This is a genomic window from Thermotoga sp. (genome assembly GCF_021162145.1).
Taxonomy (GTDB): Bacteria; Thermotogota; Thermotogae; order Thermotogales; family Thermotogaceae; genus Thermotoga.
The window spans coordinates 25,973-51,545 of the sequence record NZ_JAGGZH010000147.1 but is presented as its reverse complement, the minus strand read 5'-3'; the positions used below and the strand labels follow the sequence as shown (position 1 = coordinate 51,545).

General features: G+C 46.5%; 30 protein-coding genes and 4 tRNA genes. 5 read left to right on the top strand and 29 right to left on the bottom strand.

The annotated features are described in order from the left end of the window. Positions 1-6 precede the first annotated feature (6 nt). Positions 7-2,379, bottom strand: coding sequence for an ATP-dependent Clp protease ATP-binding subunit (locus tag J7K79_RS08995; protein WP_296907780.1), 2,373 nt, complete (start codon positions 2,377-2,379; stop codon positions 7-9). A 78-nt stretch (positions 2,380-2,457) separates the two neighbouring features. On the opposite strand from J7K79_RS08995, the gene J7K79_RS08990 reads away from it, so the two are divergent. Further along, positions 2,458-3,465: a lysylphosphatidylglycerol synthase transmembrane domain-containing protein gene (locus tag J7K79_RS08990; protein WP_296907777.1), complete on the top strand. Its 1,008-nt coding sequence runs from the start codon at positions 2,458-2,460 to the stop codon at positions 3,463-3,465. Between the two features lie 6 nt (positions 3,466-3,471). Here the strand turns inward: J7K79_RS08990 and J7K79_RS08985 are convergent. After that, positions 3,472-3,558 (bottom strand) — tRNA-Leu (locus J7K79_RS08985). A 109-nt stretch (positions 3,559-3,667) separates the two neighbouring features. Here J7K79_RS08985 and J7K79_RS08980 point away from each other — a divergent pair. Further along, a tRNA-Val gene (locus J7K79_RS08980) sits at positions 3,668-3,742 on the top strand. 9 nt (positions 3,743-3,751) lie between these two features. On the opposite strand, the gene J7K79_RS08975 is transcribed toward J7K79_RS08980, so the two are convergent. From J7K79_RS08975 to J7K79_RS08895, 17 genes are all read right to left on the bottom strand, one after another. Next, entirely contained in the window at positions 3,752-4,498 is a 747-nt protein-coding gene (locus tag J7K79_RS08975; protein WP_296907775.1) for a class I SAM-dependent methyltransferase, read from the bottom strand. Then, a complete protein-coding gene (locus tag J7K79_RS08970; RefSeq protein ID WP_296907772.1) occupies positions 4,495-4,977 on the bottom strand; it encodes an RsmD family RNA methyltransferase in 483 nt (160 codons plus the stop codon). Before J7K79_RS08970 ends, J7K79_RS08975 begins: the two co-directional genes overlap by 4 nt. Further along, positions 4,974-5,546: a dephospho-CoA kinase gene (gene coaE / locus J7K79_RS08965; RefSeq protein ID WP_296907769.1), complete on the bottom strand. Its 573-nt coding sequence runs from the start codon at positions 5,544-5,546 to the stop codon at positions 4,974-4,976. The genes J7K79_RS08970 and coaE overlap by 4 nt, the downstream gene beginning before the upstream one ends. Next, the gene (locus J7K79_RS08960; protein WP_296907766.1) at positions 5,540-5,770 is read right to left on the bottom strand and encodes a hypothetical protein; all 231 of its coding nucleotides are present in this window, start codon (positions 5,768-5,770) and stop codon (positions 5,540-5,542) included. Before J7K79_RS08960 ends, coaE begins: the two co-directional genes overlap by 7 nt. After that, complete coding sequence (locus tag J7K79_RS08955) at positions 5,767-7,113, bottom strand: glucose-6-phosphate isomerase (RefSeq protein WP_296907763.1); 1,347 nt, start codon at positions 7,111-7,113, stop codon at positions 5,767-5,769. The genes J7K79_RS08960 and J7K79_RS08955 overlap by 4 nt, the downstream gene beginning before the upstream one ends. Before the next feature lie 12 nt (positions 7,114-7,125). After that, positions 7,126-7,638 carry an adenine phosphoribosyltransferase gene (locus J7K79_RS08950; RefSeq protein ID WP_296907760.1) on the bottom strand — a complete coding sequence of 171 codons (513 nt, stop codon included), beginning with the start codon at positions 7,636-7,638 and terminating at the stop codon, positions 7,126-7,128. Position 7,639: 1 nt separating this feature from the next. Continuing rightward, positions 7,640-8,455, bottom strand: a complete 816-nt coding sequence (ispE, locus tag J7K79_RS08945; protein ID WP_296907757.1) for a 4-(cytidine 5'-diphospho)-2-C-methyl-D-erythritol kinase — start codon at positions 8,453-8,455, stop codon at positions 7,640-7,642. Then, positions 8,401-9,000, bottom strand: coding sequence for an NUDIX domain-containing protein (locus tag J7K79_RS08940; protein ID WP_296907754.1), 600 nt, complete (start codon positions 8,998-9,000; stop codon positions 8,401-8,403). The genes ispE and J7K79_RS08940 overlap by 55 nt, the downstream gene beginning before the upstream one ends. 1 nt (position 9,001) lies before the next feature. Further along, positions 9,002-9,391 (bottom strand): hypothetical protein, encoded by a 390-nt coding sequence (locus tag J7K79_RS08935; protein ID WP_296907751.1) that lies wholly within the window; start codon positions 9,389-9,391, stop codon positions 9,002-9,004. Between the two features lie 15 nt (positions 9,392-9,406). Continuing rightward, complete coding sequence (locus J7K79_RS08930) at positions 9,407-10,075, bottom strand: 16S rRNA (uracil(1498)-N(3))-methyltransferase (RefSeq protein ID WP_296907749.1); 669 nt, start codon at positions 10,073-10,075, stop codon at positions 9,407-9,409. Continuing rightward, positions 10,076-11,353 (bottom strand): serine--tRNA ligase, encoded by a 1,278-nt coding sequence (gene serS / locus J7K79_RS08925; RefSeq protein ID WP_296907746.1) that lies wholly within the window; start codon positions 11,351-11,353, stop codon positions 10,076-10,078. A gap of 26 nt (positions 11,354-11,379) precedes the next feature. Next, a complete protein-coding gene (locus tag J7K79_RS08920) occupies positions 11,380-12,150 on the bottom strand; it encodes an ABC transporter permease (RefSeq protein ID WP_296907743.1) in 771 nt (256 codons plus the stop codon). Further along, the gene (locus J7K79_RS08915) at positions 12,147-12,935 is read right to left on the bottom strand and encodes an ABC transporter permease (RefSeq protein ID WP_296907740.1); all 789 of its coding nucleotides are present in this window, start codon (positions 12,933-12,935) and stop codon (positions 12,147-12,149) included. The genes J7K79_RS08920 and J7K79_RS08915 overlap by 4 nt, the downstream gene beginning before the upstream one ends. After that, positions 12,932-14,035 (bottom strand): ABC transporter ATP-binding protein, encoded by a 1,104-nt coding sequence (locus J7K79_RS08910; RefSeq protein WP_296907736.1) that lies wholly within the window; start codon positions 14,033-14,035, stop codon positions 12,932-12,934. Before J7K79_RS08910 ends, J7K79_RS08915 begins: the two co-directional genes overlap by 4 nt. 14 nt (positions 14,036-14,049) lie before the next feature. Next, positions 14,050-15,057 (bottom strand): extracellular solute-binding protein, encoded by a 1,008-nt coding sequence (locus tag J7K79_RS08905; RefSeq protein ID WP_296907715.1) that lies wholly within the window; start codon positions 15,055-15,057, stop codon positions 14,050-14,052. 54 nt (positions 15,058-15,111) lie between these two features. Continuing rightward, a tRNA-Cys gene (locus tag J7K79_RS08900) sits at positions 15,112-15,188 on the bottom strand. A gap of 37 nt (positions 15,189-15,225) precedes the next feature. Next, positions 15,226-15,831 (bottom strand): histidine phosphatase family protein, encoded by a 606-nt coding sequence (locus J7K79_RS08895; protein ID WP_296907713.1) that lies wholly within the window; start codon positions 15,829-15,831, stop codon positions 15,226-15,228. 48 nt (positions 15,832-15,879) lie between these two features. Between J7K79_RS08895 and J7K79_RS08890 the strand changes: the two genes are divergently transcribed. Beyond that, a complete protein-coding gene (locus tag J7K79_RS08890; protein ID WP_296907711.1) occupies positions 15,880-16,866 on the top strand; it encodes a hypothetical protein in 987 nt (328 codons plus the stop codon). Here J7K79_RS08890 and sufU read toward each other — a convergent pair. Genes sufU through sufC form a run of 5 tightly spaced genes read right to left on the bottom strand, consistent with a single transcriptional unit; the run spans position 16,844 to position 21,727 of the window. Next, positions 16,844-17,260: a Fe-S cluster assembly sulfur transfer protein SufU gene (gene sufU / locus J7K79_RS08885; protein WP_296907709.1), complete on the bottom strand. Its 417-nt coding sequence runs from the start codon at positions 17,258-17,260 to the stop codon at positions 16,844-16,846. The genes J7K79_RS08890 and sufU overlap by 23 nt on opposite strands. Continuing rightward, entirely contained in the window at positions 17,257-18,501 is a 1,245-nt protein-coding gene (locus J7K79_RS08880; protein WP_296907707.1) for a SufS family cysteine desulfurase, read from the bottom strand. The genes sufU and J7K79_RS08880 overlap by 4 nt, the downstream gene beginning before the upstream one ends. Beyond that, entirely contained in the window at positions 18,479-19,585 is a 1,107-nt protein-coding gene (locus J7K79_RS08875) for a SufD family Fe-S cluster assembly protein (protein ID WP_296907704.1), read from the bottom strand. Before J7K79_RS08875 ends, J7K79_RS08880 begins: the two co-directional genes overlap by 23 nt. 10 nt (positions 19,586-19,595) lie before the next feature. Beyond that, a complete protein-coding gene (gene sufB, locus J7K79_RS08870; protein WP_296907702.1) occupies positions 19,596-20,990 on the bottom strand; it encodes a Fe-S cluster assembly protein SufB in 1,395 nt (464 codons plus the stop codon). Continuing rightward, positions 20,987-21,727 carry a Fe-S cluster assembly ATPase SufC gene (gene sufC / locus J7K79_RS08865; protein WP_296907700.1) on the bottom strand — a complete coding sequence of 247 codons (741 nt, stop codon included), beginning with the start codon at positions 21,725-21,727 and terminating at the stop codon, positions 20,987-20,989. The genes sufB and sufC overlap by 4 nt, the downstream gene beginning before the upstream one ends. Positions 21,728-21,848: 121 nt before the next feature. Here sufC and J7K79_RS08860 point away from each other — a divergent pair. Both J7K79_RS08860 and J7K79_RS08855 read left to right on the top strand, forming a co-directional pair. Further along, positions 21,849-21,938: transfer RNA gene (locus J7K79_RS08860), tRNA-Leu, on the top strand. 45 nt (positions 21,939-21,983) lie between these two features. Continuing rightward, entirely contained in the window at positions 21,984-22,358 is a 375-nt protein-coding gene (locus J7K79_RS08855) for a cyclophilin-like fold protein (protein WP_296907698.1), read from the top strand. On the opposite strand, the gene fliE is transcribed toward J7K79_RS08855, so the two are convergent. Genes fliE through J7K79_RS08830 form a run of 5 tightly spaced genes read right to left on the bottom strand, consistent with a single transcriptional unit; the run spans position 22,339 to position 25,571 of the window. Further along, positions 22,339-22,623 (bottom strand): flagellar hook-basal body complex protein FliE, encoded by a 285-nt coding sequence (gene fliE / locus J7K79_RS08850; protein WP_296907696.1) that lies wholly within the window; start codon positions 22,621-22,623, stop codon positions 22,339-22,341. The two genes, J7K79_RS08855 and fliE, sit on opposite strands and share 20 nt — an antisense overlap. Positions 22,624-22,629: 6 nt before the next feature. Then, entirely contained in the window at positions 22,630-23,052 is a 423-nt protein-coding gene (gene flgC, locus J7K79_RS08845) for a flagellar basal body rod protein FlgC (RefSeq protein ID WP_296907694.1), read from the bottom strand. Further along, positions 23,049-23,432 carry a flagellar basal body rod protein FlgB gene (flgB, locus tag J7K79_RS08840; protein WP_296907692.1) on the bottom strand — a complete coding sequence of 128 codons (384 nt, stop codon included), beginning with the start codon at positions 23,430-23,432 and terminating at the stop codon, positions 23,049-23,051. Before flgB ends, flgC begins: the two co-directional genes overlap by 4 nt. 16 nt (positions 23,433-23,448) lie before the next feature. After that, a complete protein-coding gene (gene prfA, locus J7K79_RS08835) occupies positions 23,449-24,516 on the bottom strand; it encodes a peptide chain release factor 1 (protein ID WP_296907829.1) in 1,068 nt (355 codons plus the stop codon). Next, positions 24,495-25,571 (bottom strand): type IV pilus twitching motility protein PilT, encoded by a 1,077-nt coding sequence (locus tag J7K79_RS08830; protein ID WP_296907691.1) that lies wholly within the window; start codon positions 25,569-25,571, stop codon positions 24,495-24,497. Before J7K79_RS08830 ends, prfA begins: the two co-directional genes overlap by 22 nt. Between the last annotated feature and the right edge of the window lie 2 nt (positions 25,572-25,573).

Sequence of the window (25,573 nt, the reverse complement as noted above, 5' to 3'; positions counted from 1 at the left end):
GGATCTTCACCTCCTCTCAATCTTCAGACCGTATTCGTCAGCATCGACCACGATGTGATCTCCCTCGCTTATTTCACCCTCCAGGATCTTGTCGGCTACCATAGACTCCAGTTCGAGCTCGATGATTCTTCTGAGAGGTCTTGCACCGAGTGAAGGAACATACCCTGCCTCGGCCAGGTATTCCTTCGCCCTTTCAGTGAGCTCGAGGGTGATTCTTTTGTCTTTCAGGATGTCTCCAAGTTGTTTTACCATGATCTCGACGATCTTCTTCACCTCATCCATTGTGAGAGGTTTGAAGTAGACAACTGCATCTATTCTGTTCAGAAACTCCGGTTTGAAGGTGTTTCGAAGCTCTTTTTCTATCTCGAGCCGGACGTTCTCCAAGGACCCCAGAATCTTATCACTTCCAATGTTGCTCGTCATGATGATGATGGTGTTTCTGAAATCCACCGTGTTTCCTTTCCCATCTGTCAGACGCCCATCTTCAAAGACTTGAAGCAATATGTTAAACACATCGGGGTGCGCCTTTTCTATCTCGTCGAGCAGTACCACACTGTAAGGTCTTCTCCTCACAGCCTCTGTGAGCTGGCCACCTTCCTCGTAACCCACGTATCCCGGAGGAGCTCCTATAAGTCTTGCAACGGAGTGCTTTTCCATGTACTCGCTCATGTCGAGCCTTATCATGGCGTCTTCACTTCCAAAGAGCACATCGGCGAGAGTTCTTGCAAGCTCGGTTTTTCCAACACCGGTTGGCCCCAAAAAGAGAAAGACACCGATGGGTCTCCTCGGATTTTTGATCCCCACCCTGGCTCGCCTGATGGTACGGGCCACTATCCTCACCGCTTCTTCCTGATTCACCAGGCGCTGGTGGATCAGTTCTTCCAGTTTCAGGAGTTTGACTTTTTCAGATTCCATGATGCGAGACACGGGAATTCCAGTCCACTGTTCCACAATTTTCGCCACAACGCTTTCGTTGACCACGGGTTCCATATTTTCCTGGTTTTCCTTTGCTTTCTCGTACTCTTCTTTCAATTTCTGGAGCTCCACTTTCAATTTTGCCGCCTCTTCGTATTCTCCTCTCACTACGGCATCGTTTATTCTATCCTCGAGATCTCTCATCTTTTTTTCCAGCTTCAAAATTTCCTCGGATGGATACGAAGATTCTAGTCTCACGTAAGAAGCCGCTTCGTCTATTAGATCTACCGCCTTGTCCGGAAGAAACCTGTTGGTTATATAGCGGGCGGAGAGTTTTGCGGCAGCTTCCAAGGCATCGTCCGTTATCTTTACCTTGTGATGGTCTTCGAAAACTTTCCTGAGTCCCTTCAGAATCTCTATCGTTTGCTCAACGGTGGGTTCCTCCACCAGAACGGGCTGAAATCTTCTTTCAAGTGCTCTGTCTTTTTCGATGTACTTTCTGTACTCTTCAACAGTGGTGGCACCTATTATTTGAATCTCTCCCGTTGTGAGCTCTGGTTTCATGATATTCGCAGCGTCGAGAGCGCCTTCGGCGGCTCCTGCACCCACGACCGTGTGTACCTCGTCTATGAAGAGGACGACTTCTCCCTTCTTCCTCCTCAACTCATCGAGGAGACGTTTCAGTCTTTCTTCGAAGTCCCCTCTGAAGCGTGTTCCTGCGACCAGTCTTCCCATGTCGAGTTTGAGCACCCTCACGTTTCTCAGAAAGAGGGGAACCTTTCCTTCAACAATTCTCTGTGCAAGTCCTTCAACAACGGCCGTTTTTCCAACCCCTGGATCTCCAATCAGAACAGGATTGTTCTTGGTACGACGTGAGAGTATCTGTATCACCCTTCTGATTTCTTTCTCACGATCCACCACGGGCATGAGCTTTTTCTCGCGGGCAAGCTGGGTGAGATCCACCGTGAAACGGGCCAAGGCTTCGATGTTCTCTGCCTCGTCCGTTTTCCCAGCTGCTCTTATCTTTCTTATGGCTTCGTACACTTTCTCTGGTGTCACGCCGTACCTTGAAAGGATACGAAATGCTGTGGAGTCGGGAGAAAGAACCATTCCGAGAAGAAGATGCTCCGTTCCTATCTTCGAGTCTCCCATCCTTCTGGCTTCTTCGCGGGCCTTTTCTATCACGTGTCTTGCGTCCGGTGTTATGAAAATCTGGGAGACGGATGTTCCATCCGGGACCCTGACACCGTATTTCCCTATGAACGTTTCTACGTCGTCTTTCAATCTGTTTATATCCACGTTCACCTCCTTCAGGAGTTCCACACCAACGTTGTTTCCTTCCTCAAGAATTGCAAGCAATATGTGTTCGCTGGAGAGCTGGTTCTGCCTGTATCTGGTCATTATATCCTGAATGCTCATCATTACTTTTTGGGCCTTTTCCGTGTACTCTTCGAGATTGAACATGCAGGTCACCTCCTCAAAAGAATATTACCACGTGTGTTAATCTTTTTCTTAGCAAGCATCAAAGGAGAGGAGATGAGTATGAAGCGAAACATTCTTCTTCCGGTGATCATAGGAATAGGTGCAGCCGTCCTCATAGTATCTCTTGCAGGCAGTGGAAACGTTTGGAAGGGTTTAAAACACCTGGATATGAGATTCATCTTTCTGCTTGCTCTGAACTTTTTCACAATAGTTATCGTTGATGCCCTGAGGACCAGTATTCTCCTCGGGAGGATTCCTTTCAAAACGTGTGTTTCGAATTCACTATGGGGTTTCTATGCCAGTACCGTAACACCCTTTGCAGCTGGGGGACAACCTTTCCAAATATATCACCTTGTGAAATCTGGCGTTCCCTTCGAGAAAGCTGCTTCGGTGATAGCGGTGAGGTTCTTTTCCTCGTTTTCCTTCACGATCGTGTCTGGTTTTTTCTTTTTCCTCTTCTATTTTGACACGTTTCGCTCTCTTGGAATCCTAGGGGATCTCTTCTTTATCGGAATTGTCCTTGCTTTCGCTTTTTACGTTTTCATAATCCTTCTTTCTTTCAGCAGGAGATTTCTCGAGAAATTCTTTCTGTCAAATCCCATCATGAAAATCATGGCGTTCTTCTCCAAAAAGAGCAGAAAAGAGGTAGAAAGCCTCGTAAAAGAGAGGATTTTGGGTTACATGTCCGCCATGAAGGAACTCTGGAGATCTTCGAGAGCGAAAGCCTTCATTACAATGGTTCTTTCCGGAACGATGATTGTGTGCATTCATGCGAGCACATACCTTTCGATAAAGACCGTGAATCCTTCGATAGAAGTGTCTCTGTTTCAGATAGTCAGTATCCAGCTTGCTCTGAGCCTGGTTGTGTACTTCGTTCCCACACCCGGTGCCAGTGGTGCTGTCGAGGTCATCTACTACGTTGTCTATTCGAACATCATCGAAAAGGCAGACGCGATCGTGTCACTTCTTATCTGGCGGTTCTTCAACTACTATCTGTTCATCATTCTGGGAATTCTCCTTGGAATTGGCAGATTAATGAAAAAACCGGAGGAACAGTCCTCCGGTTGATCTGCTTGGTGCCGAGGGCGGGACTTGAACCCGCACGGGCCGAAGCCCACATGGCCCTCAACCATGCGTGTCTGCCAGTTCCACCACCTCGGCAACTCCGAAATATATATTAGCACAACTTTCTGACCATTTCAAGTCCTTTTGAACTCCAACTCCACCTTGACGTCACGTTACAGTTATGGTATTATAATTAAGCGGTGATGGGTGCGTAGCTCAGTGGGAGAGCGCTTCCTTGACGAGGAAGAGGTCGCAGGTTCAATCCCTGCCGCACCCACCAAAAGGGAGCCTATAGGCTCCCTTTTCTTTTTAATACAAAAAAGATGTGCTCTGCTCTCCACAGAATTGCCCTGTCTTTAGAAAATTCCCTCTCCAGATCAAAAATGATGCCTTCCTCCCTCTTCAGTTGATCTTCAGTGTAGTCGAAAACCCCTATTCCACGCATGTCGATCATATCAAAAGCCTCTATAGATTTTATATCTTCCGGTTTGAAAGCATAGGAGTTGAAAGAAAAGAGTGTGCTTCCCACTTCGATGGTCTGCGTTTTCAAAAAGCGCGGGATTCTCTCCCAAGCCTCTTCTTTTATCATGTGTTGAAGAAAAGCGTAAAAATTGTCCACCGTTGCTATCAGAAGGCCACTAGGTTTCAAAACCCTTGCTATTTCGGAAAACGCTTTGATTTTATCTTCAACGTAGCTTAAGACATCCCCCATGGCCATCACAACGTCAAAGGAGTGTGAAGGGAAAGGGAGATCTTCCGCACGCGCTTTGAAAAGTTTTTTTACACCCTTTCTTTCTGCAACTTTCAACATCTCCTCGGAAGGGTCAGCTAGAGTTACGTCAAAGCCCCTCTCTTGAAGAAACAAGCTCCACCTTCCCGTACCCCCACCAAGATCCAGTACCTTACAGGGTTCCTTCAGATACTCACTCAAGAAGGACTGAATCAACTTGTGGTAAAGCCTCCACTTTGGTGTCTCGTACATGGGGTCGTACTTTCCTGCGATTCTGTCGTAGTACTCCCAGGATCTTATGATCATTCTTTCACCTTCAAAAAAACGAGTTCCGTTTCACCGTAGCCTTTTCTTTTGGTGATCTCAAAACCGGAAAGATCTATCTTGATTCTTTTGCCCTTTTCGAGAATCGCCAGGCCTTCTTTCCTCATTACCCGCGGGAGTAGTTGTAGAGTCTTTTCGATGACTTCGACATTTTCGTAAGGAGGATCGAGAAAGACGATATCGAACTTCTCACGGGCCGTTTTCAAATAATCTATTGCATCTTTGTAAACCAGTCTGGCTGAGTTTCCTATCGTTTCGAGATTTTTCCTGCATATTTTGAGAGCTCTCTTTGACCTGTCGACGCATACAACCCTGTCCGCCCCTCTGCTCAGTGCTTCGCAACTCACCACACAGCTACCGCAGAAGAGCTCCAGAAAACTCTTTCCTTCCACATTCACCATGTTGAAAAGAGCACTCCTCACGGAGGACATGGTGGGCCTGAAAAAGTCACCTGTTTTCAACTTTCTTCCCCTGTATTTGCCTCCTGTGATTCGCGTCTCTCCCATATGAGGCTCACCACTTCCCTGACTTTTTTTTCAAGATCTGCGATCGAAGAGTTGTTCGGGATGACAATCCCCTGGGGGATCACGTCTTTTTGAAACTTCAGTCTCTCTCTTGCGAATTTGTTCCTCTCAACGATCTTTTTTTCCTTCGCAACGACGGTGATGACGTGATCGCAGAGTGTATCCAATTTCATTCTCCTCAAAAGAGCGGCCTCTATCACAACAAGGCCGCTCCTTTCTTTCACGATATTTTCCACCTTTTTCCTCATGAGTGGGTGGACGAGTCGTTCGAGCTTTCTCAGTTTCTCCTCGGATCTGAAGACGATTTCACCCAGTTTTTTTCGAATCACCTTGCCGTCTTCCAGAACCGATTCACCGAACAACTCGACGAGTTTTTCTTTCACCTCTTCCAGGATCTCATGACCAATCTCGTCTACGTTCACCACGTAGGCTCCGTAGTCTCTCTTCAGAATTTCGCAGACCGTTGTCTTTCCTGTCCCTATCTTCCCCGTAACTCCGATCACCATACTCTCTTTGCCTTTTTCTCTAACTCTGACTTGAACCTCTCGTACTCGTCCCTTGCGAGGAAAATGACACTTGGTGTGTTCAGCTTTTCCATTATTTTCGATATCCTCTCCTCAACGGTGGGGTCGTCAGAAACGATAATGTAAGTTCCTTCTTCTCCAAGTGGTCCACCTTCTATGAAGAAGACCATTTCCCCTTCGTACATCACTCCTTTAAAGACGCTCATTCTATGACCACCTTCTTGGCGCGATCTTTTATTTCGTATTCGTAACCCTCTCTTCCCATGAGAGCGAATGTAATCTTCTTTCCGAGCTCCACACCCGGCTGGTCGAATGGATTGATCTCAAGAAGACATCCCATGAAGACTGTCGCGGCTTCGTAATAAGCGAAGAACTGACCCACGTTGTAGGGAGTGAGCCTGTCGAAGATCACCTTCATGTTCGGCCTGTTGTTTTTCCTCAGGGCTTCCTCCGTTCCTGTTTGCTCTGCAAAGAGAAGTTCAGAGAGCTTCCTTCTTGCAAGGTACTTGAGTTCTTCCCTTCCGGTGTCCGGTATCGTGATTTCTCTGTCGAAGTTTTCCACTCTCAAGAACGTTATCACTTTGTCGTTCGGTCCTTCGTTGTAGAGCTGTATCTGTGAGTGTTGATCAGTTGCGCCTATGGCTTTCACCGGTGTCTGCCCTGTGAAAACCTCCTCCCCTCTCACGTTGTACCTCTTTCCAAGGCTTTCTGCCCACAGCTGTCTGTACCAGTCTACAAGGTAGGTCATTCTGTTGGAGTAGGCCATCATGACGGAGATGTTCTTTCCCTTTTTCAGGTAGAGATAGTGCGTGAGGGCGATCATCGCCGCTGGATTTTCAAACACGTCTTCCTTCGTACATTTTTCGAACGCATCGCGGGCGCCATCATGGAGTTCTTCTATGTCGATACCCTCTGCCATGGCAGAGAGGAGTCCAACAGGTGTCAGCACACTGAACCTTCCCCCAACACCAGGTGGTACCTCGAGATTTCTGAAGCCTTCTTCTTTCACCACTTTTCTCAAAAAGCCTTTCTCCGGATCCGTTGTGATGAGCATATGTTCTCTAGGATCGAGTCCATTTGTCTCCAGAATTCCTCTCGCGATCGAGTAATTTGCCATAACCTCGGCGGTGGAACCGGATTTTGAGATCACGTTGAACAGCGTCGTCTTCAGGTCTATTCTGTCAAGGACAGAAGCCGTGAAGTCGGGGTCGACGTTGTCCACGACGAAGACCCTCGCGTAGCCGTTCCTCTCATCCCTGGACATCTCGTTCCAGTTCAGTGGTCTTAAGGAATAATGAAGAGCGAGGTTTCCGAGGCCAGATCCCCCAATTCCCAGAACAACTATTGTATCGAAGTTCACTACCCACTCCTCGAGTTCTTTCACCGAATCGATCCACTTTCTATCCAGTCTGGCAAAGTCTGGTGTGTTCTCCGAGAAATATCTTATCGCTTTTACCACCTTTTCTTTTGCACTCTCCACGTCTTCCTCTTTCAGTCCACCGGAGATATTTGGTTCGAAAAGATTCGAAAAATCAAATTTTAAAGCCATTTCCTCCACCTCTCAGTAAACTATCAGCGTTTTGAGATCGTAGCCCTCAAGCCTCTTTCTTGGTTCCAGATAAGAAAGCTCTACAAGGAAAGCAAGGGCAGAAATCTCTCCACCGAGTTTTTTAACGAGCCTTATGAGCGCTTCTGCTGTTCCGCCTGTTGCGAGCACATCGTCCACTATGAGGACTTTTTGGCCCTTTTCTATGGCGTCTTCATGGATATGAAGTTGCTCGATGCCGTACTCCAGCTGGTACTCCGCGTACACAGTTTTGTACGGAAGTTTTCCGGGTTTTCTTACAGGAACAAAGCCCTTTCCCAGTTTGTAGGCCATGGCAGCTCCAAGGATGAATCCTCTTGCCTCGGGAGCGACTATCAAGTCGAACTCCCTGTCAGCCACGAGTTCACACATTCTGTTGATGGCCTCGCTGAAAGCTTCGCTGTCTTTGAGGAGCGGTGTGATGTCTCTGAAGATGATACCTTTCTGTGGGAAATTGGGAATGTCTCTAATGAACTGCTTCAAATCCAATTCAAACACCTCCTACGAACGAATATTTCCCTGTGCTCGATGGATAGAGTGCGAAGAAAGTGCTGCCACTTCCGGTCATCATTCTCAGGATGGAACCTTCACCGAATCCTTCCAAATCGCGCAAAACACCCGGATATCTCTCAAGGAATATTTTCTCAAATACGTTGTAAGAGAGCTTCCTTATCTTATCGTAGTCTCTCTTCAGATAGGCTCTGTGAAGTTCTTTCAGGTTATCTGGTCCTTTCCCATACGTGTCTGGTGTAAGAAAGCTGTACATTTCCCGGGTCGAGGAGTGTATGTTTGGAACGAAAAGATTCACAGAGTATCCCGTTATATCCTTCAGCTTTTCCACGAGTTCTCCTTTTCCTTTCACCACGGCCGTTCCTCCGTACAGAAAGAAAGGCACATCGCTTCCCACTCTGATCGCCATCTCGAGAAGTTTTTCAAAAGGCACATCGAACAGCTTTCCAAGGTATCTCAAAATGGTGGCGGCGTTCGAGCTACCTCCTCCAAGGCCAGATCCCATGGGTATTCTCTTTTCTAGTTTGACTTTGAGGCCGAACTCCAATCCCGTTTCCTCTTTGAAGACCTCGTAAGTCTTCTTGATCGTGTTGTTCTTCGGCAGATCAACGTTGCTTTCCAGAAAAAAACCTTCCCTGCAGACTTCCACCGAGATTGTGTCGTACAAGGAGATCGTTTGAAAAAGACCAAGTACGCTGTGGTATCCGTCCGCTCTCTTTTCAAGAACGTCGAGATAGAGATTCAATTTCGCGGGCGAAACAAGTTCAGCAGAACATTCGCTGCGATCTTCGACCACCCTTCCATCACTCCCAAGTATTTTCCCAGCTCATCGAACTCGACAAGATGCCATTCGAACAACTCTTTTTCCTTCATCGACACGAACTTTCCTTTTCCAACAAAGAGAGCTCCAAGATGCACCTTGCTCACTTCAGTGGAAGATGAGTTGATCAAACCAAGAAATTCCAGCTCTTTCAACTCAACTTCTGCTTCCTCGTTCATCTCCCGTTCCAGCCCTTTCAAGAAAGCTTCCTGCGGTGTGTTTCCGTCCTCTTCTCGGGCGTGTCCTCCTATTCCAAGAGAATACAGATTGTGCAATCTTTTCTCCGATTGTTTCGTTGTCCTTTTGGTGAGAAGAACTTTCCTACCATCCAGTATCACAACGTATGGAATGATCTGTTTCGTCGATTCGTCGTACTCTGCCTCCAATCTGTCTCGAAAAAAGCCACAACGTTTCAGAAAATCCAGCAACTCTTCTAAGCTCGTTTTCAGAAATCCTTCAAACTTTCCGAACTCTTCGTATACGTCCTCTGTTCTCACAACCAGGATCTTTTCATCTTTCATCTTATTCTCTTCCCACCTCGTGGCTGGGTCTTTTGAAGAAATCCGTCTTTTCCTCATCTGCTTTCAGCTGTTTCCATCTGTGTGCGGCCGTTTCACAGAATCGCTGAAGTATAGCGGGGAGATCGCTCTTTCTGAAAAGCTCTTCCCCTATTTTCTCTTTGAGTCTTTCACTCAGCGCGTACTCTTCTTTCTCCGGGTCGAAGCTGATATCTTCTGTGTAGTCCCCCGCATAGAAGTCGTCCAGGACCTTCTCCAGAAATTTGAGAGCGAACTCGATAAAAACATCTCCCACTTCATCGATTCTCTTCACGTCATGGAGTTTCTTCCTGTAGTCTTCAATCAACTCCTTTTCCTGTTTCACGAAAGAGAACATCTTTTCACCTTTTTTCATGAGAAACACCTCCGTTCAGATTTTTTGTTTTCTCAGAGCGATGTATCCTACCGTTAAAATGGCTGCCGTTTCGAACCTCAGGATTTTCTTTCCAAGGTTCACCATGATCGTTTTGCTCCTCAAAAGCTCTTTCTCCCTGTCAGAAAATCCTCCTTCTGGCCCCACAACGATTGTTATGCTTCCCGATACGTCTGTCTCGAGCAGGCTGACAGGAGCATCGGGATCGAGGGCGATCGTCTTCTCGTTGAAGTTAAGTTCTTCCATCATCTTTACTTTCGGAAAGAGGTACCTTCTGCACTGTTTCGCTGCCTCTCTGACCACAACACCGGCTTTTTCAAGGTTGATGGTGTGCTGGGATCTCTCGAATCTGTGGAATAACATTTCGTCCACTCCAAGTTCCACGCACTTTTCTATCAGAAGGCGTGTCCTCTCCCATCGACCGACTGGAACTATCACCCTCAGTTTCTCAGAGGATTCCTCTTCTTTTTTCTCTGTTTTCAGGATCCTGGCAATTGCCTCATTTTTTTTTAGTCTGATCAGAACGCAGGTGTAGGAGAAACCTTCACCGTCGGTTGCTTCTATTGTTTGCCCTTCTTTCAATCTCACCACTCTCATGTGGTGTGCTTCTCTTTCATCGAAAATGACCTCACCGTTCTGGGGTGTTCCATAGAACAGGTGAGGCATCTATGGTATCACCTCAAAGCCGGTGTATGGAACGAGCACTTCTGGAACCTTCACACTTCCATCTGGTTGCTGGTAGTTTTCTAGAATCGCAACCAGTGTTCTTCCCACAGCGATGCCCGAGCCGTTCAGGGTGTGAACGAACGTGAGCTTTCCATCCGACCTTCTCCTGTATCTCATGTTCCCCCTTCTTGCCTGAAAATCCGTCACGTTGCTGCAAGAAGAAATCTCTTTGTACGCGTTGTAAGATGGGAGCCACACTTCGATGTCGTACGTTTTTGCGGAGGTGAATCCAAGGTCTCCAGTGCAGAGTGAGACAACGCGGTATGGAAGATTCAACCTCTGAAGGATTGTCTCAGCGTCTTTCACCAGTCGTTCTAGATCGTCAAAAGACCTTTCTGGAGTGGTTATCCAGACAAGCTCCACCTTGTCGAACTGGTGCTGTCTGATCATTCCTCGAACGTCTTTTCCGTAACTACCGGCTTCCCTCCTGTAGCACGGGGTGTAAGCAACGTATTTCTTTGGAAGATCTTTTTCTTCGAGAATCTCACCACTGTGAAGGGCAATCAGGGGTACTTCCGCTGTTGGTATGAGGAACAAATCGTCCCTTTCTGTCAGATACAGTTCTTCCTCAAACTTCGGTAGCTGACCTGTGATCGTAATCGTTTCTCTTTTCACAAGATGAGGAACCCACACTTCCATGTATCCATGCTCCTTCGTGTGAATATCGAGCATAAAATTTACGAGCGCTCTTTCAAGTTTTGCAAGTTTTCCGTACATCACGGTGAATCTAGAGCCACTAAGCTTGGAAGCTCTATCGAAGTCCATGAGTCTCCAGGCAGGTCCGAGGTCCCAGTGTGCGAGAGGAACGAAATCGAATTTTTTCGGTTCACCCCACCTTCTCACCTCAACGTTTTGGGACTCATCAGAACCAACGGGAACGGACTCGTGAGGAATATTCGGCACTCTGAGGAGAAGATCTCTCAATTTCGACTGGAGCTCTTTTTCTTCCTCTTCGAGTGATTTTATTTCCTCGCCAATCTTTTTTCCTTCCTCGATTAGAACATCCGCCTCGGAGGACTTTCCCTCTCTTTTCAATTTTGCCACGCTCTTGGAAATGTCGTTTCTCTTTGCCCGTAACTCGTTGAGCTTTGTCGTCACAGAACGCCACTCACTGTCGATCTTCAGTATTTCATCGATGATGCTGGTGTCCTCTCCACGTTTTCTCAGCGCCTCTTTCACGAAATTGGAATCTTGCCTGATGAGCTTTATGTCTATCATCCTATCCCTCCCTTATTTCAATTCTATCAGAATATGTACCTCACGAATTTTCTGAGGATGAACCCAAGAAGGATCGTGCCAGCAATCATGAAGGTAGAGATGGCGTTCACCGTGGGGGAGATACCGAATCTTATCATGGAGTATATCTGTATGGGGAGAGTTGTTGAGCCCGGTCCCGCGACGAAGAAAGTGATGACGAAATCGTCTATAGACAATGTAAAGACCAGAAGGAATGCTGCCACTATCCCTGGAACGAGATTCGGTATTATGACCTTGTAGAAAACTTGAAAGTCTGTGCTTCCCAGGTCATATGCTGCCTCTATTATGTTTTTGTCGAAGTCCTGGAGCCTTGAGTACACGATCATCATCGTGTATGGGATGGAAAAGGTAATGTGTGCAAGAATGATGGTGAAGAGTCCAAGTCGCACCCTGAGCATCGAGAAGAGTAGAAGAAGGGATATTCCTATGATCACGTCAGGTACCACGAAAGGTAAGTAAGTGAGAAACCAGATGGTGTTTTCGACGCGTGTTTTTCTCCAATGGAGCTCAATTGCCGTTACAGTTCCTATGGCCGTTGCTATCACACTCGACACAGTTGCCACTATCAACGAATTTTTGAAAGAATTCCACACGGAGTACTCCCTAGTGAAGAGCTCCACGTACCACTTCAGGGTAAAGCCTGCCCACACGAGTGATTTGGCCGCGTTGAACGACATGAGAATTACTATGAAGAGTGGCAAGTAGAAAAATACCATTGTCAGGATAGCCACCATCTTGATGAATCGGCCTGGACTCAACTCTTCTCTCTCCTTTTCATCACGATGATGATGCTCAAAAGAGCGATCAGTGTGAGCAAGTTCGACATGGCAGATGCAACCGGCCAGTTTCTGATAGTCATGAGCTGCCTGGCAATCTCATTCCCTATCATTTTGGAGGAGACGCCTCCAACGAGATCGGGAATCGCGTAGGAACCAAGAGCAGGTACGAAAACGAAGACAAAAGCTGTGAGAAACCCCATGCGAACGTTTGGAAGCAGAACTTTTGTGAAGGTGTGGATCTTACTGGCTCCAAGATCCAGAGAAGCTTCCAGAATGCTGTTGTCTATCTTCTCCATGGCGGTATAGAGTGGCAGTATGGCAAACGGCAGGTAGGTGTAAACTATCACGAGAATGACGGCGAAGGGATTGTAGAGGAATTGCACGGGTCCAAGACCGAGAAGATTGAGAAACTGATTTATTATTCCGTTGTTTCCAAGGACGATCTTCCAGGCGTAGATCCTTATAAGAGAGTTGGTCCAGAAGGGAACGATTGTGAGCAAAAGAAGGAAATTCTTCAGTCGGCTTTTTGCTATGTAGAAAGAAACGGGAAGCGCTACCGCGAGAGTGACAAGGGTGGCAACTCCCGAGATCCAGATCGATCTCCATATGAGGTTCAGGTACCTTGGAAGGTACTTATAGGCATCCAGTGTGAAGCTCCACTGGACACCACCGTAGATCTGGGGTTCCAGAAAACTGTAGATGAAGATGATGGAGATTGGTAGAACGAACAGAAGAATTAGCCAGAGAAGGTAAACGTACCTCATTTCAGCACCTCTACGATGAAGCTGTCATCGGGATCCCATGCAGCGAAGACCTCGTCTTCCCATTTTATGATCGGCTCGTCTAGTATGTACTTTGCATGCTGTTTGTACACTTTGAGCATATAACCCTCATCGAGTCGAATAAAATACTTTGTCTGGTGCCCCATGTAGATCTCTTCTTCCACAACTCCGTGAAAGACGTTGAGAGCACCGTTGGATTCAAACCTTTTCTTTGAAATCCTGATTTTTTCCGGCCTGAGTGTGATGATCATCCTGTCTCCCTTTTTGGCTTCTTTGTCCTTGTAACACCTGAATTCTCCAAGGCCGGGACTTTCCACAATATAGTATTCGTCTTCTACGTCCACAACCTCGACTTTCATGAGGTTCGTCTCTCCTATGAAAGTAGCGACGAAAACGTTGGCAGGACTCTCGTAAACCTCGTAAGGTGTTCCAACCTGAACGATCTCGCCTTCGTTCATGAGGGCGACCCTGTCCGAGACGCTGATCGCCTCTGTTTGATCGTGGGTTACATAAATGAACGTGATGCCAACTTTGTCGTGCAGGTTGTCCAGTTCCACAAGGAGTTCCTGTCTCAGCTTCGCATCGAGCGCACTCAGAGGTTCGTCCAGAAGGAGGACCCTCGGTTCGTTCGCGAGGGCCCTCGCTATAGCCACCCTTTGTTTCTGACCACCGGAAAGTTGAGAGGGCATCTTCTTCGCGTGATCTTCCATTCTTATCAAAGAGAGCAGACTGTTCACCCTTTCCTTTATTTCCGCTTCAGATAACTTTTTCAATCTCAGTGGGAAGGCTATATTTTCGAAAACATTGAGATGCGGAAAGAGAGCGTAGTTCTGGAAGATAATGTTCACTGGCCTTCTGTTCGCAGGAAGGTTTAGAATGGACTTTCCATCCAGCAAAACATCACCATTCTCTACATCTTCAAAACCTGCTATCACACGAAGGAGTGTGGTCTTCCCACAACCGGAAGGCCCGAGCACGGAGAAAAACTCTCCTTTCTTTATCTCTAGAGAGATGTTTTTCAAGACATGGAAGTCTCCAAAGAACTTGTCAACGTTTCTTATTAAGACCTCTCCACCTATCAACTTCGTTCACTCCATCACATTATGATTTCGAGCCAGACTTTGTTGTAGAGCTCCAGGGTTTTTCCAACGTCTTCTATGAATTCACAGTTCTTGAGGTTCTCTATGGTGTAGATGGGCTTTGTCTTCATGTACTTTCTTGCCTCAACATTTGGAGAAGGAAGTCCCAGGTAGTCCGCTATCTTCGCGGCATTTTTCGGTTCGAGCAGGAAGTTGATGAATTCGTACGCGAGGTCAACGTTCCTCGCTCCTTTTGGTATCACCATGTTGTCTATCCATAGGGTTCCTCCTTCTTTGGGGATGAAGAAGTCAAAGTTTTCTTCCTCTCCCTCTGGTATCCTTTGGTACACATCCTCTGCGTATCCGTGTACCACCCAGTACTCTCCAGAGACTATTCCATCGGCGTAAGAAGTGGCGTCAAATTTTGCTATGTTCTTTTTCCATTTGAGAACGATTTGTTTTGCCTCTTCGAGCTCCTTTGGATTTTTCGTGTTGACCGAGTAGCCAAGGTATTTCAGCGCGGCACCGAGAACTTCCCTCATATCATCGAGGAGGGTCATTCTCCCTTTAAGATCTTCTCTCTCGAAGATTGACCAGGACTTTTCGTATTTCTTGACGTACTTCCTGTTCACAATGACAACCGTTGAACCCATCATGTAGGGCACACTGTATTCGTGGTTCGGATCGTACGTGGTCTTCGCGAGGATATCCTTGTCGAGGTACTTGAAGTTCGGAATCCTCGAAAGATCCAGTTTTTGAAGCATGCCCTCCTTGGACATGATCGACACGTAATCACCCGAGGGGAATATCAGATCGTACCCTTTTCCACCGCCTGCTTTGAACTTTGCGTACATCTCTTCATTGGACGCGTACGTGTCGTAAACTACGCGGCAATTGTACTTTTCTTCGAAAGCTCTGATGACGTCCTCTGGAATGTAGTCGGCCCAGTTGTAAATGTAGAGAGTGGGCTTGCCGAAAACGGTGAAAGTTGTTAAAACGATGAGGAAAAAGAGAACCTTTTTCATTGTTCATACCTCCTTCTCCCAATATAAAAAGCCAGGCGCTGCAGCCTGGCTTTCTGGAGGCGGCGGTGGGATTCGAACCCACGAATAGGGATTTTGCAGACCCCCGCCTTGGACCGCTTGGCTACGCCGCCGTCCGCATAGAATATAATACCACATACCTGAGGGTGTTCAAGTGTTTTCTAAGTGACACGTATCGTTCAGAAGAACAAGTCTTGGTTTGCTTTCGATTTCAACTATGCTCAAAGAAGCATTATCAAGCTTGAAGTTTCGATGTAAATTAAGAGGAAGTCCTAATACCCAGCAAATATAAGATCTAAGTGAGAGAGAATGAGAAACAATAACAACATCGCTCGAATTGTTGAGTCTTTCCTGAGCTACTATTTTCACTACAACGTTCACCATCCTCTTTTGTACACTTCTCATTGATTCAAGTCCTTTTGTTTCAAAATTTGGATCCACTGACCATTTTTTGTATTCGTAAGGATACCTTCTCAGCGCTTCTTCAACAGTGAGTCCATTCCACAGTGAAATTTCACACTCTCTCAAGTCGTGTTCAATCCTAACTTCTTTTCCAAATTTTTCTGCAATCTCTTTTGCTGTTTCAAAACTCCGCAAGAGAGGACTGGAATAAACAGCGTCCACTCTTTTCAGTCTCTCCGCAACTCTTCTTGCTTGTTCTTTTCCTTTTTCATTCAGAGGGACATCTGTAATACCCTGCCAGAGACCTTTCTCGTTCCACAAGGTTTCACCGTGTCTTATCAAATAAAGTCTCATCTTTCAGAACTCCTCTTTGTGATAAACTTTTTGAGGAGGTGATCAGAGATGAAAACATTCGTTTTTGCGTTTTTAATTATAATTTCGTCCTTTTTGTTCTCATGGAGTGGTCATGAAGGTTTAACCTATTACATCGTGAAAGATATTGTACCAGATGAACTGGTGAAAATCACTCCTTACAACTATCAGGAAAAAAGAGTTTACAATCTCTCAAAACTTGTTCTCAGAGATGTGTGCGGTGAGAATACCATAAAAGCCTGGGAAGGTGCCATCACACCTCCAAATCCTTCTCCGGTTGATGAAAAGGTTCCGGCTTGGCAGATACTCACAGTTTATTCATCTGAACCAGACTGGGGAATGGATCAGGGGCTTGATCTTTCACCGTATCAGTTTCTCATTGGAAACAGTCAGGGTGTGAGGCACATGAAGTATCGCATTATGGGTCTCGAATTCTTCGAAGCCGATAAGAGCTTTTACTACTTTCACGATCTTGCGAAGGAGGCTTTTAGAAAAGGTGACAGGTACTGGGGCTACAGATTCCTTGCAAGAGCGCTTCACTACATAGAAGACCTTTCACAGCCTTATCACAACAAGCCCGGAGAGATAGGAGAGATTTTTCAGGCGCTCTTTGATAAATCAATCATGAAGATGTTAATGAACGCTCATTACACGTACGATGACTATCTTGCCTATCTCATCTATTCGGGCGATGAAGAGACGATAAGAACGATTGAAGAGGCAAAACCGATCTTCCTGAAATCCGAATGGCATCTCGTTCAGGAAGTAAGGAAACTGGCTCTGTCATACTTTCCGAAGGTTCATCATGAGATAAAGAAAGTCTTTGGAAGTAAACTGAAAGATAGAGAAGGCAAGCTGAGAAGTTTTTCCATGGTGTCCGTCGAAGAGTTCAAAGAAGCAGACCAAAGAGGAGACCTTTCCAACTTGAAGCGCTACACACTGGAACTCATAGGAAAGGTCTCTTCTTACTTAAAAGGATACCTCATCGACTTTCTCAAGACTGTGAAAGCTTTCTGATCACCTGATCGAGAGTTCTCCACGAAAGGAGAAAACACTTCACTCTTGCCGGATAGTTTTTCACATCCGACATGATGGTGATGTTGCCAAGTTTTTTCTCATCGAAAGAGCCTCCCTTTGCCATCTTCTCTGCTTCTTCTATGATAGAAATCACGTTTTTCAACTTTTCTCCAATGATCCTCTCTATCATCAGAGAAGCAGAAGCCTGGCTTATCACACAACCTATACCTTCGAACCTGGTGTCTTTTACAACACCGTCTTCTACTTTCAGATAGAGAATTATCTCATCACCGCAGGAGATGTTTTTTCCCTCTTCCACAGCGGTGGCATCTTCTAGCCTTCCCCTGAACCTCTTTGAATTGGCGTAGTCCAGAATGGCTTCTGAGTACATCATCTCGTGAACCACTCCTTTATCTTTTTCACTCCTTCCACGAAAGTTTCAACATCGTCTTCGGTGTTGTAGATGTAGAAACTCGCCCTGCAGGTAGAGTTGGGGAATTCCACCAGGGTAGACTGTTTTTTCAGGAGCTCTATCAAAGGCTGGGCGCAGTGATGACCGCTTCTCACCGCCACACCGAACTCCTGATCAAGGATATGCGCCACATCGTGTGGGTGTATCCCCTTCACGTTGAAAGAAACTATTCCTTGTTGTCTTTCATCGAGGGGACCGTAGATCTCGACTCCGTCTATTTGTTTCAAGCCATCCACGGCAAGCTCCGTTAATTTCCGTGTTCTTCTTCTGATCTCTTCGAACCCCATCTCTTCCAGATAAATCAGAGCCTCCTTCGAAGCAACGATACCTGCTATGTTTGGCGTTCCCGCCTCGAATTTGTACGGGAGTTCGTTGAAGGTCACGTTTTCTAGGGTGACCCTGTCTATCATCTCCCCTCCGTATAAGAAGGGTTCCATCTGTTCAAGAAATTCCCGCCTTCCGTAAAGAACACCAACTCCAGTTGGACCCAACATCTTGTGAAGTGAAAAGACGAGAAAATCCACACCGATTTCTTCTGGCTTTACACGCTCGTGGGGCACAAGCTGGGCTCCGTCTAGAACAATGATCGAGTCTGGGAACACATTTCTCAGTTCCTCTACAGGTAGTCTCTGACCAGTCACGTTCGAAAGACCAGTTATGGCGACAACCTTCGGTCTTGCTTTCCTGAATTTCAGCAGATCGTCCAGTTCGAGCGTGCCAAATCTTCCGGAAGGTTTTATGTAATCCACTTTGTAACCATGAAACTTCGAAAGCCTCAACCACGGAACGAAATTTGCATGGTGCTCCAGGAGAGAAACGAGAACGAGATCATCTTCTTTCAAAAAGCCACTTCTCAAAAGAGAAACAACAACGAGGTTTATGGACATGGTCGTGCCCGAGGTAAACACGATCTCTTCCGGAGACACACCGAGGAAATTAGCGAACTTTTCCCTGGACTCTTCCAGTTCAACCGTTGCCTGTGAAGCCAGAGTGTGAACCGCTCTGTGAACGTTGGAATAGCTGGTGTAATAGAAGTCTTTCAGCTTTTCAACGACTCGCTTTGGTTTCAAAGAAGAGGCCGCACTGTCTAGGTAGACGAGCCTTTTTCCGTTTATCTTTAGTTTCAAAGTGGGAAAGTCCTCATACAATCTGGTTGATAACATTCTCCACCTCTCCCCTCATCGATTCGTTTACTTCATCGAGAAGATCGGAGAAAACACCTCTTACAATCAATTTCTTTGCTTCTGCTTCACTGAGTCCCCTTGTCATCAGATAGAAAAGTCCGTTTTCGTCGAGAGAAGAAGAACTCGCAGAGTGTGAAGCTATGACGTCGTTTTCGTCCACCCAGAGGCTGGGGATCGCGTCCATCCTTGCACTTGGAGAGAGTATCAGAGTGTGTTCCATCTCCTCAGCGACTGCGTTTTTTGCTCCTCTTTTCACATCGAGAATACCGCGGAACACCACTTTTCCTGAGTCGTCCACTATACCATGTCCCTTCAGGTGCCCTTCTGACTCTTCACTGGAGAATCTCATAGCGTAGAGAAGGTCCACTACTCCGTTTTTGTTCTGGTAGAAGTAAGATTTCACGTCGGCCTGGCTCTCTTCACCCAGTTTCACCAGCACATGGCCGACTTTTCTGTTTCCAAAGGCTTTGAAATCTCTGAAGACAAGCTTTGCATCTTCTTCGAGGAAGATGAACATGTTCTCAAAGGAGTGGTTCCCAAACAGATCTACATTCACGAATTTCAATCTGGCGCCCTTTTTCACCAGGATTCTCATGACGGTGTTTTTGAACCTGTCGGTTTTTGAAATTCTGTAGATCTCAGCTTCGTTCTCAACAACTACCAGGTAATTCTCAACACCGTCTTCATTCGATCTTATGATGCTCTTTCCATCTCCAAGAGAGAAGAAGTCTGTGAAAAAAGTGTCCCCCATGAGAACAAACTTTCTGTGGGCACCTTCAAAGTCCAGCTTTTCAAGAAGAGAGATATCGATCTCAAGCTCAGTTTGCTTAAAGGAAAGTTCTGGAAGGATCATTCCATCGAGATTACACCTTTTCCACTTTGGAAAACCCCATTCCCTGTACTCCTGGTACTTTCTCTTTCTCCACTCCTTTAAAGGACCCTCTGTTGCTTCCAGCGCCCTTTCCAAAATGTCGTATCCGTAATCGCTCTCAGAAAAAATCTGGGGAGTTTCCCAGATGACCGCCTTTTCTCTGTCGTGCTCTATCACTATCACCTTTTCCATTTTGAACACCTCACCCTATACTCTTTTCTATTTCCAGCTCGAGAAGTTTGTTGAGTTCGACGGCGTATTCGAAGGGAAGCTCCTTGACGACGGGTTCCACGAAACCTTTCACGATCATCGATTTTGCTTCCTGTTCCGAAAGCCCTCTGTTCATGAGATAGAATATCTGGTCCTCTCCGATTCTGCCTATCCTTGCTTCGTGTCCCACGTCTGCTTTGTCTGTTTCCACCTCTATGATGGGGACCGTATCGCTTTTGGATCTGTTGTCGAGCATTAAAGCCGCACATTCCACAGATGCTTTGCTCTTTACAGCTTCTTTTGTTATTTTCAGAAGTCCCCTGTAAAATGCCCATCCACCTCCGAGCGAGATGCTCTTTGCACTGACCACGGAGCTCGTGTACGGGGCAAGATGAACTACTTTGGATCCTGTATCCATGTGTTGACCAGGACCCGCGTACGTGATCGACAGACTTTCAGCCCTCGATCCCCTTCCTTTCAGTATCGTCATCGGATACAGCATGGTCTTGTGGCTACCAAGAGAACCGGAAACCCACGTCATCGATCCTTCTTCTTCGACGATCGATCTTTTCGTGTTGAGGTTGAACGTGTTTTTGCTCCAGTTCTGTATGGTGAGATATTTCACCTTTGCTCCCCTCTTCACATATATCTCGACCATCCCAGCATGAAGGTTGATAACGTTGTACCTCGGAGCGGAACACCCTTCTATGAAAGTGACCTCGCTTCCTTCTTCTGCGACTATTATGGTGTGCTCGAACTGACCCATTCCGGGATTGCTCATAAGGAAGTAAGCCTGAAGCGGCATTGGAACCTTCACTCCCGTTGGAACGTACAGGAAAGTTCCTCCACTCCATATGGCACCGTGGAGTGCAGCGAATTTGTGATCGGTGTTGGGAACGAGCTTCATGAAGTACTCTCTAACAAGGTCGGGATATTCCCTCACAGCACTCTCCATGTCGAGAAAAATGACACCCAGTTTCTCGAGTTCTTTCTTTATGTTCTGATAGACAACCTCCGAGTCGAGTTGAGCGCCAACGCCTGCAAGGTATTTTCTTTCCGCTTCGGGAATTCCGAGTCTGTCAAACGCCTCTTTTATTTCACCAGGTACCTCTTCCCAGGAGGTACCCTTTTTTGCATCTGGTTTTATGTAAGATACGATCTTTCCTAAATCAAGATCGGATATATCAACACCAAACCTCGGATTGTGCCACTCCCTGAATATTTTCAAAGATTCGAGTCGATGCTTCAGCATCCACCCGGGCTCTTCCTTTGTCCGGGATATCTCCTCTATCAATTTTTCGTCGAGCCCTGGAGGGGCCTTGTAGGCGGTTTTCACTTTGGGGACGAAGTTGAATCTGGAGTCATCGAGGATGATTCTTTCCATCATCTCACTCCTTCCAGGCTGTAACCCTTTTCTTCAACTTCGCTGGCAAGCTCTGCTCCGCCGCTTCTCACAATGCGGCCATCTACATAAACGTGCACTCTGTCAATCCTTTCCAGGTAATCGAGGAGTCTTTTGTAATGTGTGATGATGAGAAGGGTAACTCCCTCTTTGTTGAGATCCGCAATCGTCTTCGCTATGAGTCTGAGCGCATCCACATCGAGACCCGAGTCTATCTCGTCGAGGATGAGGAACTTAGGCTTCAAAAAAAGGATTTGGAGAATTTCGGCCCTCTTTTTCTCCCCCCCGGAGAAACCGACGTTCAGGTATCTTTCAAGGAAATCCTTTCCAAGTCCAAGCCTTTCTGATTGGTTCTCCAGTTCTTTTCTCAGTTCCATGTAGTTTTTTTCCTCTTCGTGGATCTTCCTGTGCGATGTGGTGAGGAACTGAGAAAACCTCACGCCTTCAATCTCGTACGGATTTTGGAATGTCATCATGATACCAAGCTTTGCTCTTTCGTTTGCAGGAAGATCTTTTATGGAACGCCCTTCAAAGAGGATATCTCCCTTTGTCACAACGTACTTTGGATTGCCCATCACAACGTTTGCAAGAGTGGATTTTCCACTGCCGTTTGGTCCCATGAGAACGTGGACCTCGCCTCTTTTTATCTTCAGGTTTACTCCCTTCAGTATTTCCTTTTCCTCGTCTCTCAACTTCGCATAGAGATCCTTGATTTCAAGCATCTTGCTCCCTCCTCTTATGTTCTCCTAATTTATTATACCACATCCACGAAAAATATCCCTTTTGTTTTGGATTTGTAAGGTTGAGATAACAGAATAGGGGTTGTGATATAATAAAGAACGAGCCGGGGTGGCGGAATTGGCAGACGCAGCGGACTTAAAATCCGCTGGGGTTCATAACCCCGTGTCGGTTCGAGTCCGATCCCCGGCACCAGCTGTGAGGCACCAGAAGGGTGCCTCTTTTCTTTGGGGGGATATCATGAAGATGGAACTGGTTTTCGAAAGTGCAAGGTGTCTAATTGAACTGGATGAATCCTACGAGGTGGTTAGAAGGTTGAAAGAAAAGGTTCCGTTCAAGAGTGTGGTGAACACCTGGGGTGAGGAGATCTATTTCTCAACGCCCGTTGTTGTCTCAAAGATGGAGAACCCAAAAGAGGTGGTAGAAATAGGAGACATTGGTTATTGGCCCCCTGGAAAAGCCCTGTGCTTGTTTTTCGGGAGGACACCGATAAGCGACGACAAGATAAGGCCCGCGAGTGCTGTGAACGTGATCGGAAAGATTGTAGAAGGTCTTGAGAACTTGAAAGAAGTGAAAGACGGTGAGAAGGTCACCGTCAGATTTGCATCCTCATGATCTCCCTGTAAGCTTCGACGATTCTGTTTCTCACCTCAACGGTGAGTCTTAGAGCAATCGAAGCTTTTTCCGCTTCTATTATAACCTCGTGGATGTTGCTTATCTTACCCTGTGCGAAGTCGTCTGTCAGTTTTTCCGCTCTTTTTTGGATATTGTTCACCTTTTCCAGAGCTTCCTTCAATGCCTCTGAAAAGTTGTCTCCATTTTTCTTCTGGGTTTTTCCGGTATCTTCTATGGGACCGAGTCCCTCTATCCTATCTATCATACCCTACTACCCCCTTCCAATCTGAAGAGCGCTGTTTACCATGTTCTTGGTCACGTTGAACGCAGCCACGTTCGCATCGTACGCCCTCTGGGCATTTATGAGATCCACCATCTCTCTGACTATGTTCACGTTGGGCATTCTCACGTAGCCGTTCTCGTCTGCATCGGGATGGGTGGGGTCGTAAACGAGTCTGAAAGGTGATGGATCCTCCACGATCCTCACCACTTTCACACCTGCTCTCTCTATTCTACCATCCTTTGCTTTCCTGAGGTATTCAGCGAAGACAGGCACTTTCCTTCTGTAAGGTTCGCCCGTTTCAGTCCTGGTGGTTTCTGCGTTCGCTATGTTCGTGGAAACGATCTCCACCCTGAGTCTCTGAGCGGACATACCCGTCGCGCTGATATTCATTATATCGAACTCGCTCATCATCTCACACCTCTCAAAACGGCGTTGTATCTGTCTATGTTCAAAGACATGAGCCTGGTCAGTACCTGATACCTGAGACCGTTCTTTACAAGCTGAACCATTTCGTAATCGATGTCCACATTGTTACCGTCATTTCTCATGATTGTATCGTTCTGTATCAAAACACGCGGCTCTATCACCCTTTGAAGGTTTCCAAGGTGCTTTTCGTTGGTTTTCAAAAGTTTGAGTTTCATCTTCGACTCTTTCAAGAACTCTTCAAACGCCACGTACTTTCTCTTGTAGCCGGGAGTACTTACATTCGCTATGTTGAGGGCGTGTACTTTCTGCCTCAACAAAGATACATCCATCGCCTGTTTCAGGGTGTAGAAGTTCGAGTTGAACATCTTCACACCTCCACTGTTAATGTTCTCCACTGGAGGTACTTGTTCCTAAAATTTCTTCGATGTTGCTTTCTATATCGTGTTCTATCAGTTTCGATATGATCTCGTCGAGATCCCCGTCGAGAATCTCTTGAAGCTTGTAAGATGTGTAGTTTATTCTGTGATCGGTAACTCTGTTCTGGGGGAAGTTGTAAGTTCTGATCTTTTCACTTCTCTCACCGGTTCCAATCTGCGATTTCCTCTTTTGAGAAAGTTCCTTCTCCAGTTGCTCTCTCTGAAGCTGATAGAGGCGGGCTCGAAGGATTCTCAGAGCGGTCTGTTTGTTTTGATACTGCGACCTTTCGTTCTGGCAGGAAACGACGATTCCTGTTGGAATGTGTGTGATCCTCACAGCAGATTCCGTTTTATTAACGTATTGGCCACCATGTCCCGATGCCCTGAAAGTCTCTATCCTCAGATCCTCCGGTCTTATCTCGATGTCCTTTTCCTCTATCTCAGGAAGGACCACGACGGTTGCCGTTGAAGTGTGTATTCTCCCTCCGGACTCAGTGACCGGTACTCTTTGCACCCTGTGAACACCGCTCTCATATCTCAAGGTACTGTAGGCGTTTCTTCCTTTTACAAAGAAAACAGCTTCTTTTACCCCTCCAAGGTCCGTTTCATGTATCTCGGCGATCTCCACGTTCCATCTTTTTCTTTCGGCGTACCTTGTATACATTCTGAAGAGATCCCTCGCAAACAGGGCCGCTTCTTCTCCACCCGTTCCCGGCCTGATCTCTACAATCGCCTTGTCTCCCGCTTCAGGAGAGAGAAGTAGAAAAAGCTCCTGGAAGAGACCATCCAGCTCTTTCTCGTAGCGTTCTATTTCTTGCTCGCTTTCCCCTTCTTCTTTCAAAAGTTCTATGAACTCCTGTGTCTCCTTTATTTTGTTCACAATACTCTCTATCTCTTCGAGCTTTGAGTACTCCATTCCGTAATTTTTCATCTCCTCTGGACTCAGATCGGGTCTGGCCAGTTGTTCTTCCAGCTCTTTTTTTCTTTCCTGCAGAACCGAAGAGATCTTTTCTACGAGACCTTCACTCCTAATCTTCTGGCCACCTCCTCCTGATCCCTGGCGAACTGTATGGCGTCTTCTTTGGCTATGTCGCCCCTCAGAGCAGCTTTCACAAGGGCGTCGTCGAACAGGATCATACCATGTCTGGCACCTGCTTGGATGACGGATTCCAGCTGATGGATTTTGTTTTCTCTTATCAGATTCCTTACAGCCGGTGTTCCCACCATGATCTCGAGGATCGGGGTGAAACCTATGCCATTCGCTTTGGGAAGGAGTCTCTGGTAAATAACAGCGATAAGTGTGTTAGCTAGTTGAAGAGCAATCTGTCTCTGCTGGTGTGCCGGGAAGACGTCTATTATCCTTTCCGGCGCAGATGCCGCCGAATTTGTGTGTACCGTAGCGAGAACCAGGTGACCTGTTTCTGCTGCGGTGAGAGCAAGAGCCATCGTTTCGAGATCTCTCATTTCCCCAACGAGGATCACATCGGGGTCTTGTCTGAGGGCGTACTTCAAACCGTTGTAGAACGAGTCGGTATCGGAACCCAGTTCTCTTTGGTGTATCACCGATTTTTTGTTTACGAAAACGTACTCTATAGGATCCTCTATTGTGATTATGTGGTGCGGGAAGTTCTCGTTGATGTAATCTATCATGGCGGCAAGAGTCGTGGATTTCCCACTTCCCGTTGGTCCGGCAACCAGTATCAAACCGTACTTTCTTTCAACGAATGTCTTCAAAATCTCGGGAAGTCCGAGTTCCTGAAACGTTCTGATTTTCTTTGGAATCAATCTGAAGGCGAGTGCGGGATTCTTTCTCTCGTAGTAGAGGTTCCCTCTCACCCTGATTGCTTCTCCAACAGTGAAGGAAAAGTCCACCTCTTTTTCTTTTGGTGGAAAAGGATGCCCGATTTCCAGAAAGAGCTCTTTCAGACCGTTCATCACGTCCTCTCTGGAAAACTTACCGTATTTTTCTTGAGGAACGAGTTTTCCGTCGATTCGATAATAGGGAGGGCAACCTGCCGAGATGTGAACATCGGTTGCCCTCAAACCATAAGCTTCTGTGATGATCTTCAAAAGAGATCTATCCATCATTC

What these genes read in the sequence shown, in the direction of transcription:
- J7K79_RS08995 (WP_296907780.1), bottom strand. Translation starts at nt 2,379, where the DNA reads ATGTTCAATCTCGAAGAGTACACGGAAAAGGCCCAAAAAGTAATGATG.
- J7K79_RS08990 (WP_296907777.1), top strand. Translation starts at nt 2,458, where the DNA reads ATGAAGCGAAACATTCTTCTTCCGGTGATCATAGGAATAGGTGCAGCC.
- J7K79_RS08975 (WP_296907775.1), bottom strand. Translation starts at nt 4,498, where the DNA reads ATGATCATAAGATCCTGGGAGTACTACGACAGAATCGCAGGAAAGTAC.
- coaE (WP_296907769.1), bottom strand. Translation starts at nt 5,546, where the DNA reads ATGGTGATCGGAGTTACGGGGAAGATAGGGACAGGAAAGACAACGGTC.
- J7K79_RS08960 (WP_296907766.1), bottom strand. Translation starts at nt 5,770, where the DNA reads ATGAGCGTCTTTAAAGGAGTGATGTACGAAGGGGAAATGGTCTTCTTC.
- J7K79_RS08955 (WP_296907763.1), bottom strand. Translation starts at nt 7,113, where the DNA reads ATGGCTTTAAAATTTGATTTTTCGAATCTTTTCGAACCAAATATCTCC.
- J7K79_RS08940 (WP_296907754.1), bottom strand. Translation starts at nt 9,000, where the DNA reads ATGAAAGATGAAAAGATCCTGGTTGTGAGAACAGAGGACGTATACGAA.
- J7K79_RS08935 (WP_296907751.1), bottom strand. Translation starts at nt 9,391, where the DNA reads ATGAAAAAAGGTGAAAAGATGTTCTCTTTCGTGAAACAGGAAAAGGAG.
- J7K79_RS08930 (WP_296907749.1), bottom strand. Translation starts at nt 10,075, where the DNA reads ATGCCTCACCTGTTCTATGGAACACCCCAGAACGGTGAGGTCATTTTC.
- serS (WP_296907746.1), bottom strand. Translation starts at nt 11,353, where the DNA reads ATGATAGACATAAAGCTCATCAGGCAAGATTCCAATTTCGTGAAAGAG.
- J7K79_RS08915 (WP_296907740.1), bottom strand. Translation starts at nt 12,935, where the DNA reads ATGAGGTACGTTTACCTTCTCTGGCTAATTCTTCTGTTCGTTCTACCA.
- J7K79_RS08905 (WP_296907715.1), bottom strand. Translation starts at nt 15,057, where the DNA reads ATGAAAAAGGTTCTCTTTTTCCTCATCGTTTTAACAACTTTCACCGTT.
- J7K79_RS08895 (WP_296907713.1), bottom strand. Translation starts at nt 15,831, where the DNA reads ATGAGACTTTATTTGATAAGACACGGTGAAACCTTGTGGAACGAGAAA.
- J7K79_RS08890 (WP_296907711.1), top strand. Translation starts at nt 15,880, where the DNA reads ATGAAAACATTCGTTTTTGCGTTTTTAATTATAATTTCGTCCTTTTTG.
- sufU (WP_296907709.1), bottom strand. Translation starts at nt 17,260, where the DNA reads ATGATGTACTCAGAAGCCATTCTGGACTACGCCAATTCAAAGAGGTTC.
- J7K79_RS08880 (WP_296907707.1), bottom strand. Translation starts at nt 18,501, where the DNA reads ATGTTATCAACCAGATTGTATGAGGACTTTCCCACTTTGAAACTAAAG.
- J7K79_RS08875 (WP_296907704.1), bottom strand. Translation starts at nt 19,585, where the DNA reads ATGGAAAAGGTGATAGTGATAGAGCACGACAGAGAAAAGGCGGTCATC.
- sufB (WP_296907702.1), bottom strand. Translation starts at nt 20,990, where the DNA reads ATGATGGAAAGAATCATCCTCGATGACTCCAGATTCAACTTCGTCCCC.
- sufC (WP_296907700.1), bottom strand. Translation starts at nt 21,727, where the DNA reads ATGCTTGAAATCAAGGATCTCTATGCGAAGTTGAGAGACGAGGAAAAG.
- J7K79_RS08855 (WP_296907698.1), top strand. Translation starts at nt 21,984, where the DNA reads ATGAAGATGGAACTGGTTTTCGAAAGTGCAAGGTGTCTAATTGAACTG.
- fliE (WP_296907696.1), bottom strand. Translation starts at nt 22,623, where the DNA reads ATGATAGATAGGATAGAGGGACTCGGTCCCATAGAAGATACCGGAAAA.
- flgC (WP_296907694.1), bottom strand. Translation starts at nt 23,052, where the DNA reads ATGATGAGCGAGTTCGATATAATGAATATCAGCGCGACGGGTATGTCC.
- flgB (WP_296907692.1), bottom strand. Translation starts at nt 23,432, where the DNA reads ATGTTCAACTCGAACTTCTACACCCTGAAACAGGCGATGGATGTATCT.
- J7K79_RS08830 (WP_296907691.1), bottom strand. Translation starts at nt 25,571, where the DNA reads ATGATGGATAGATCTCTTTTGAAGATCATCACAGAAGCTTATGGTTTG.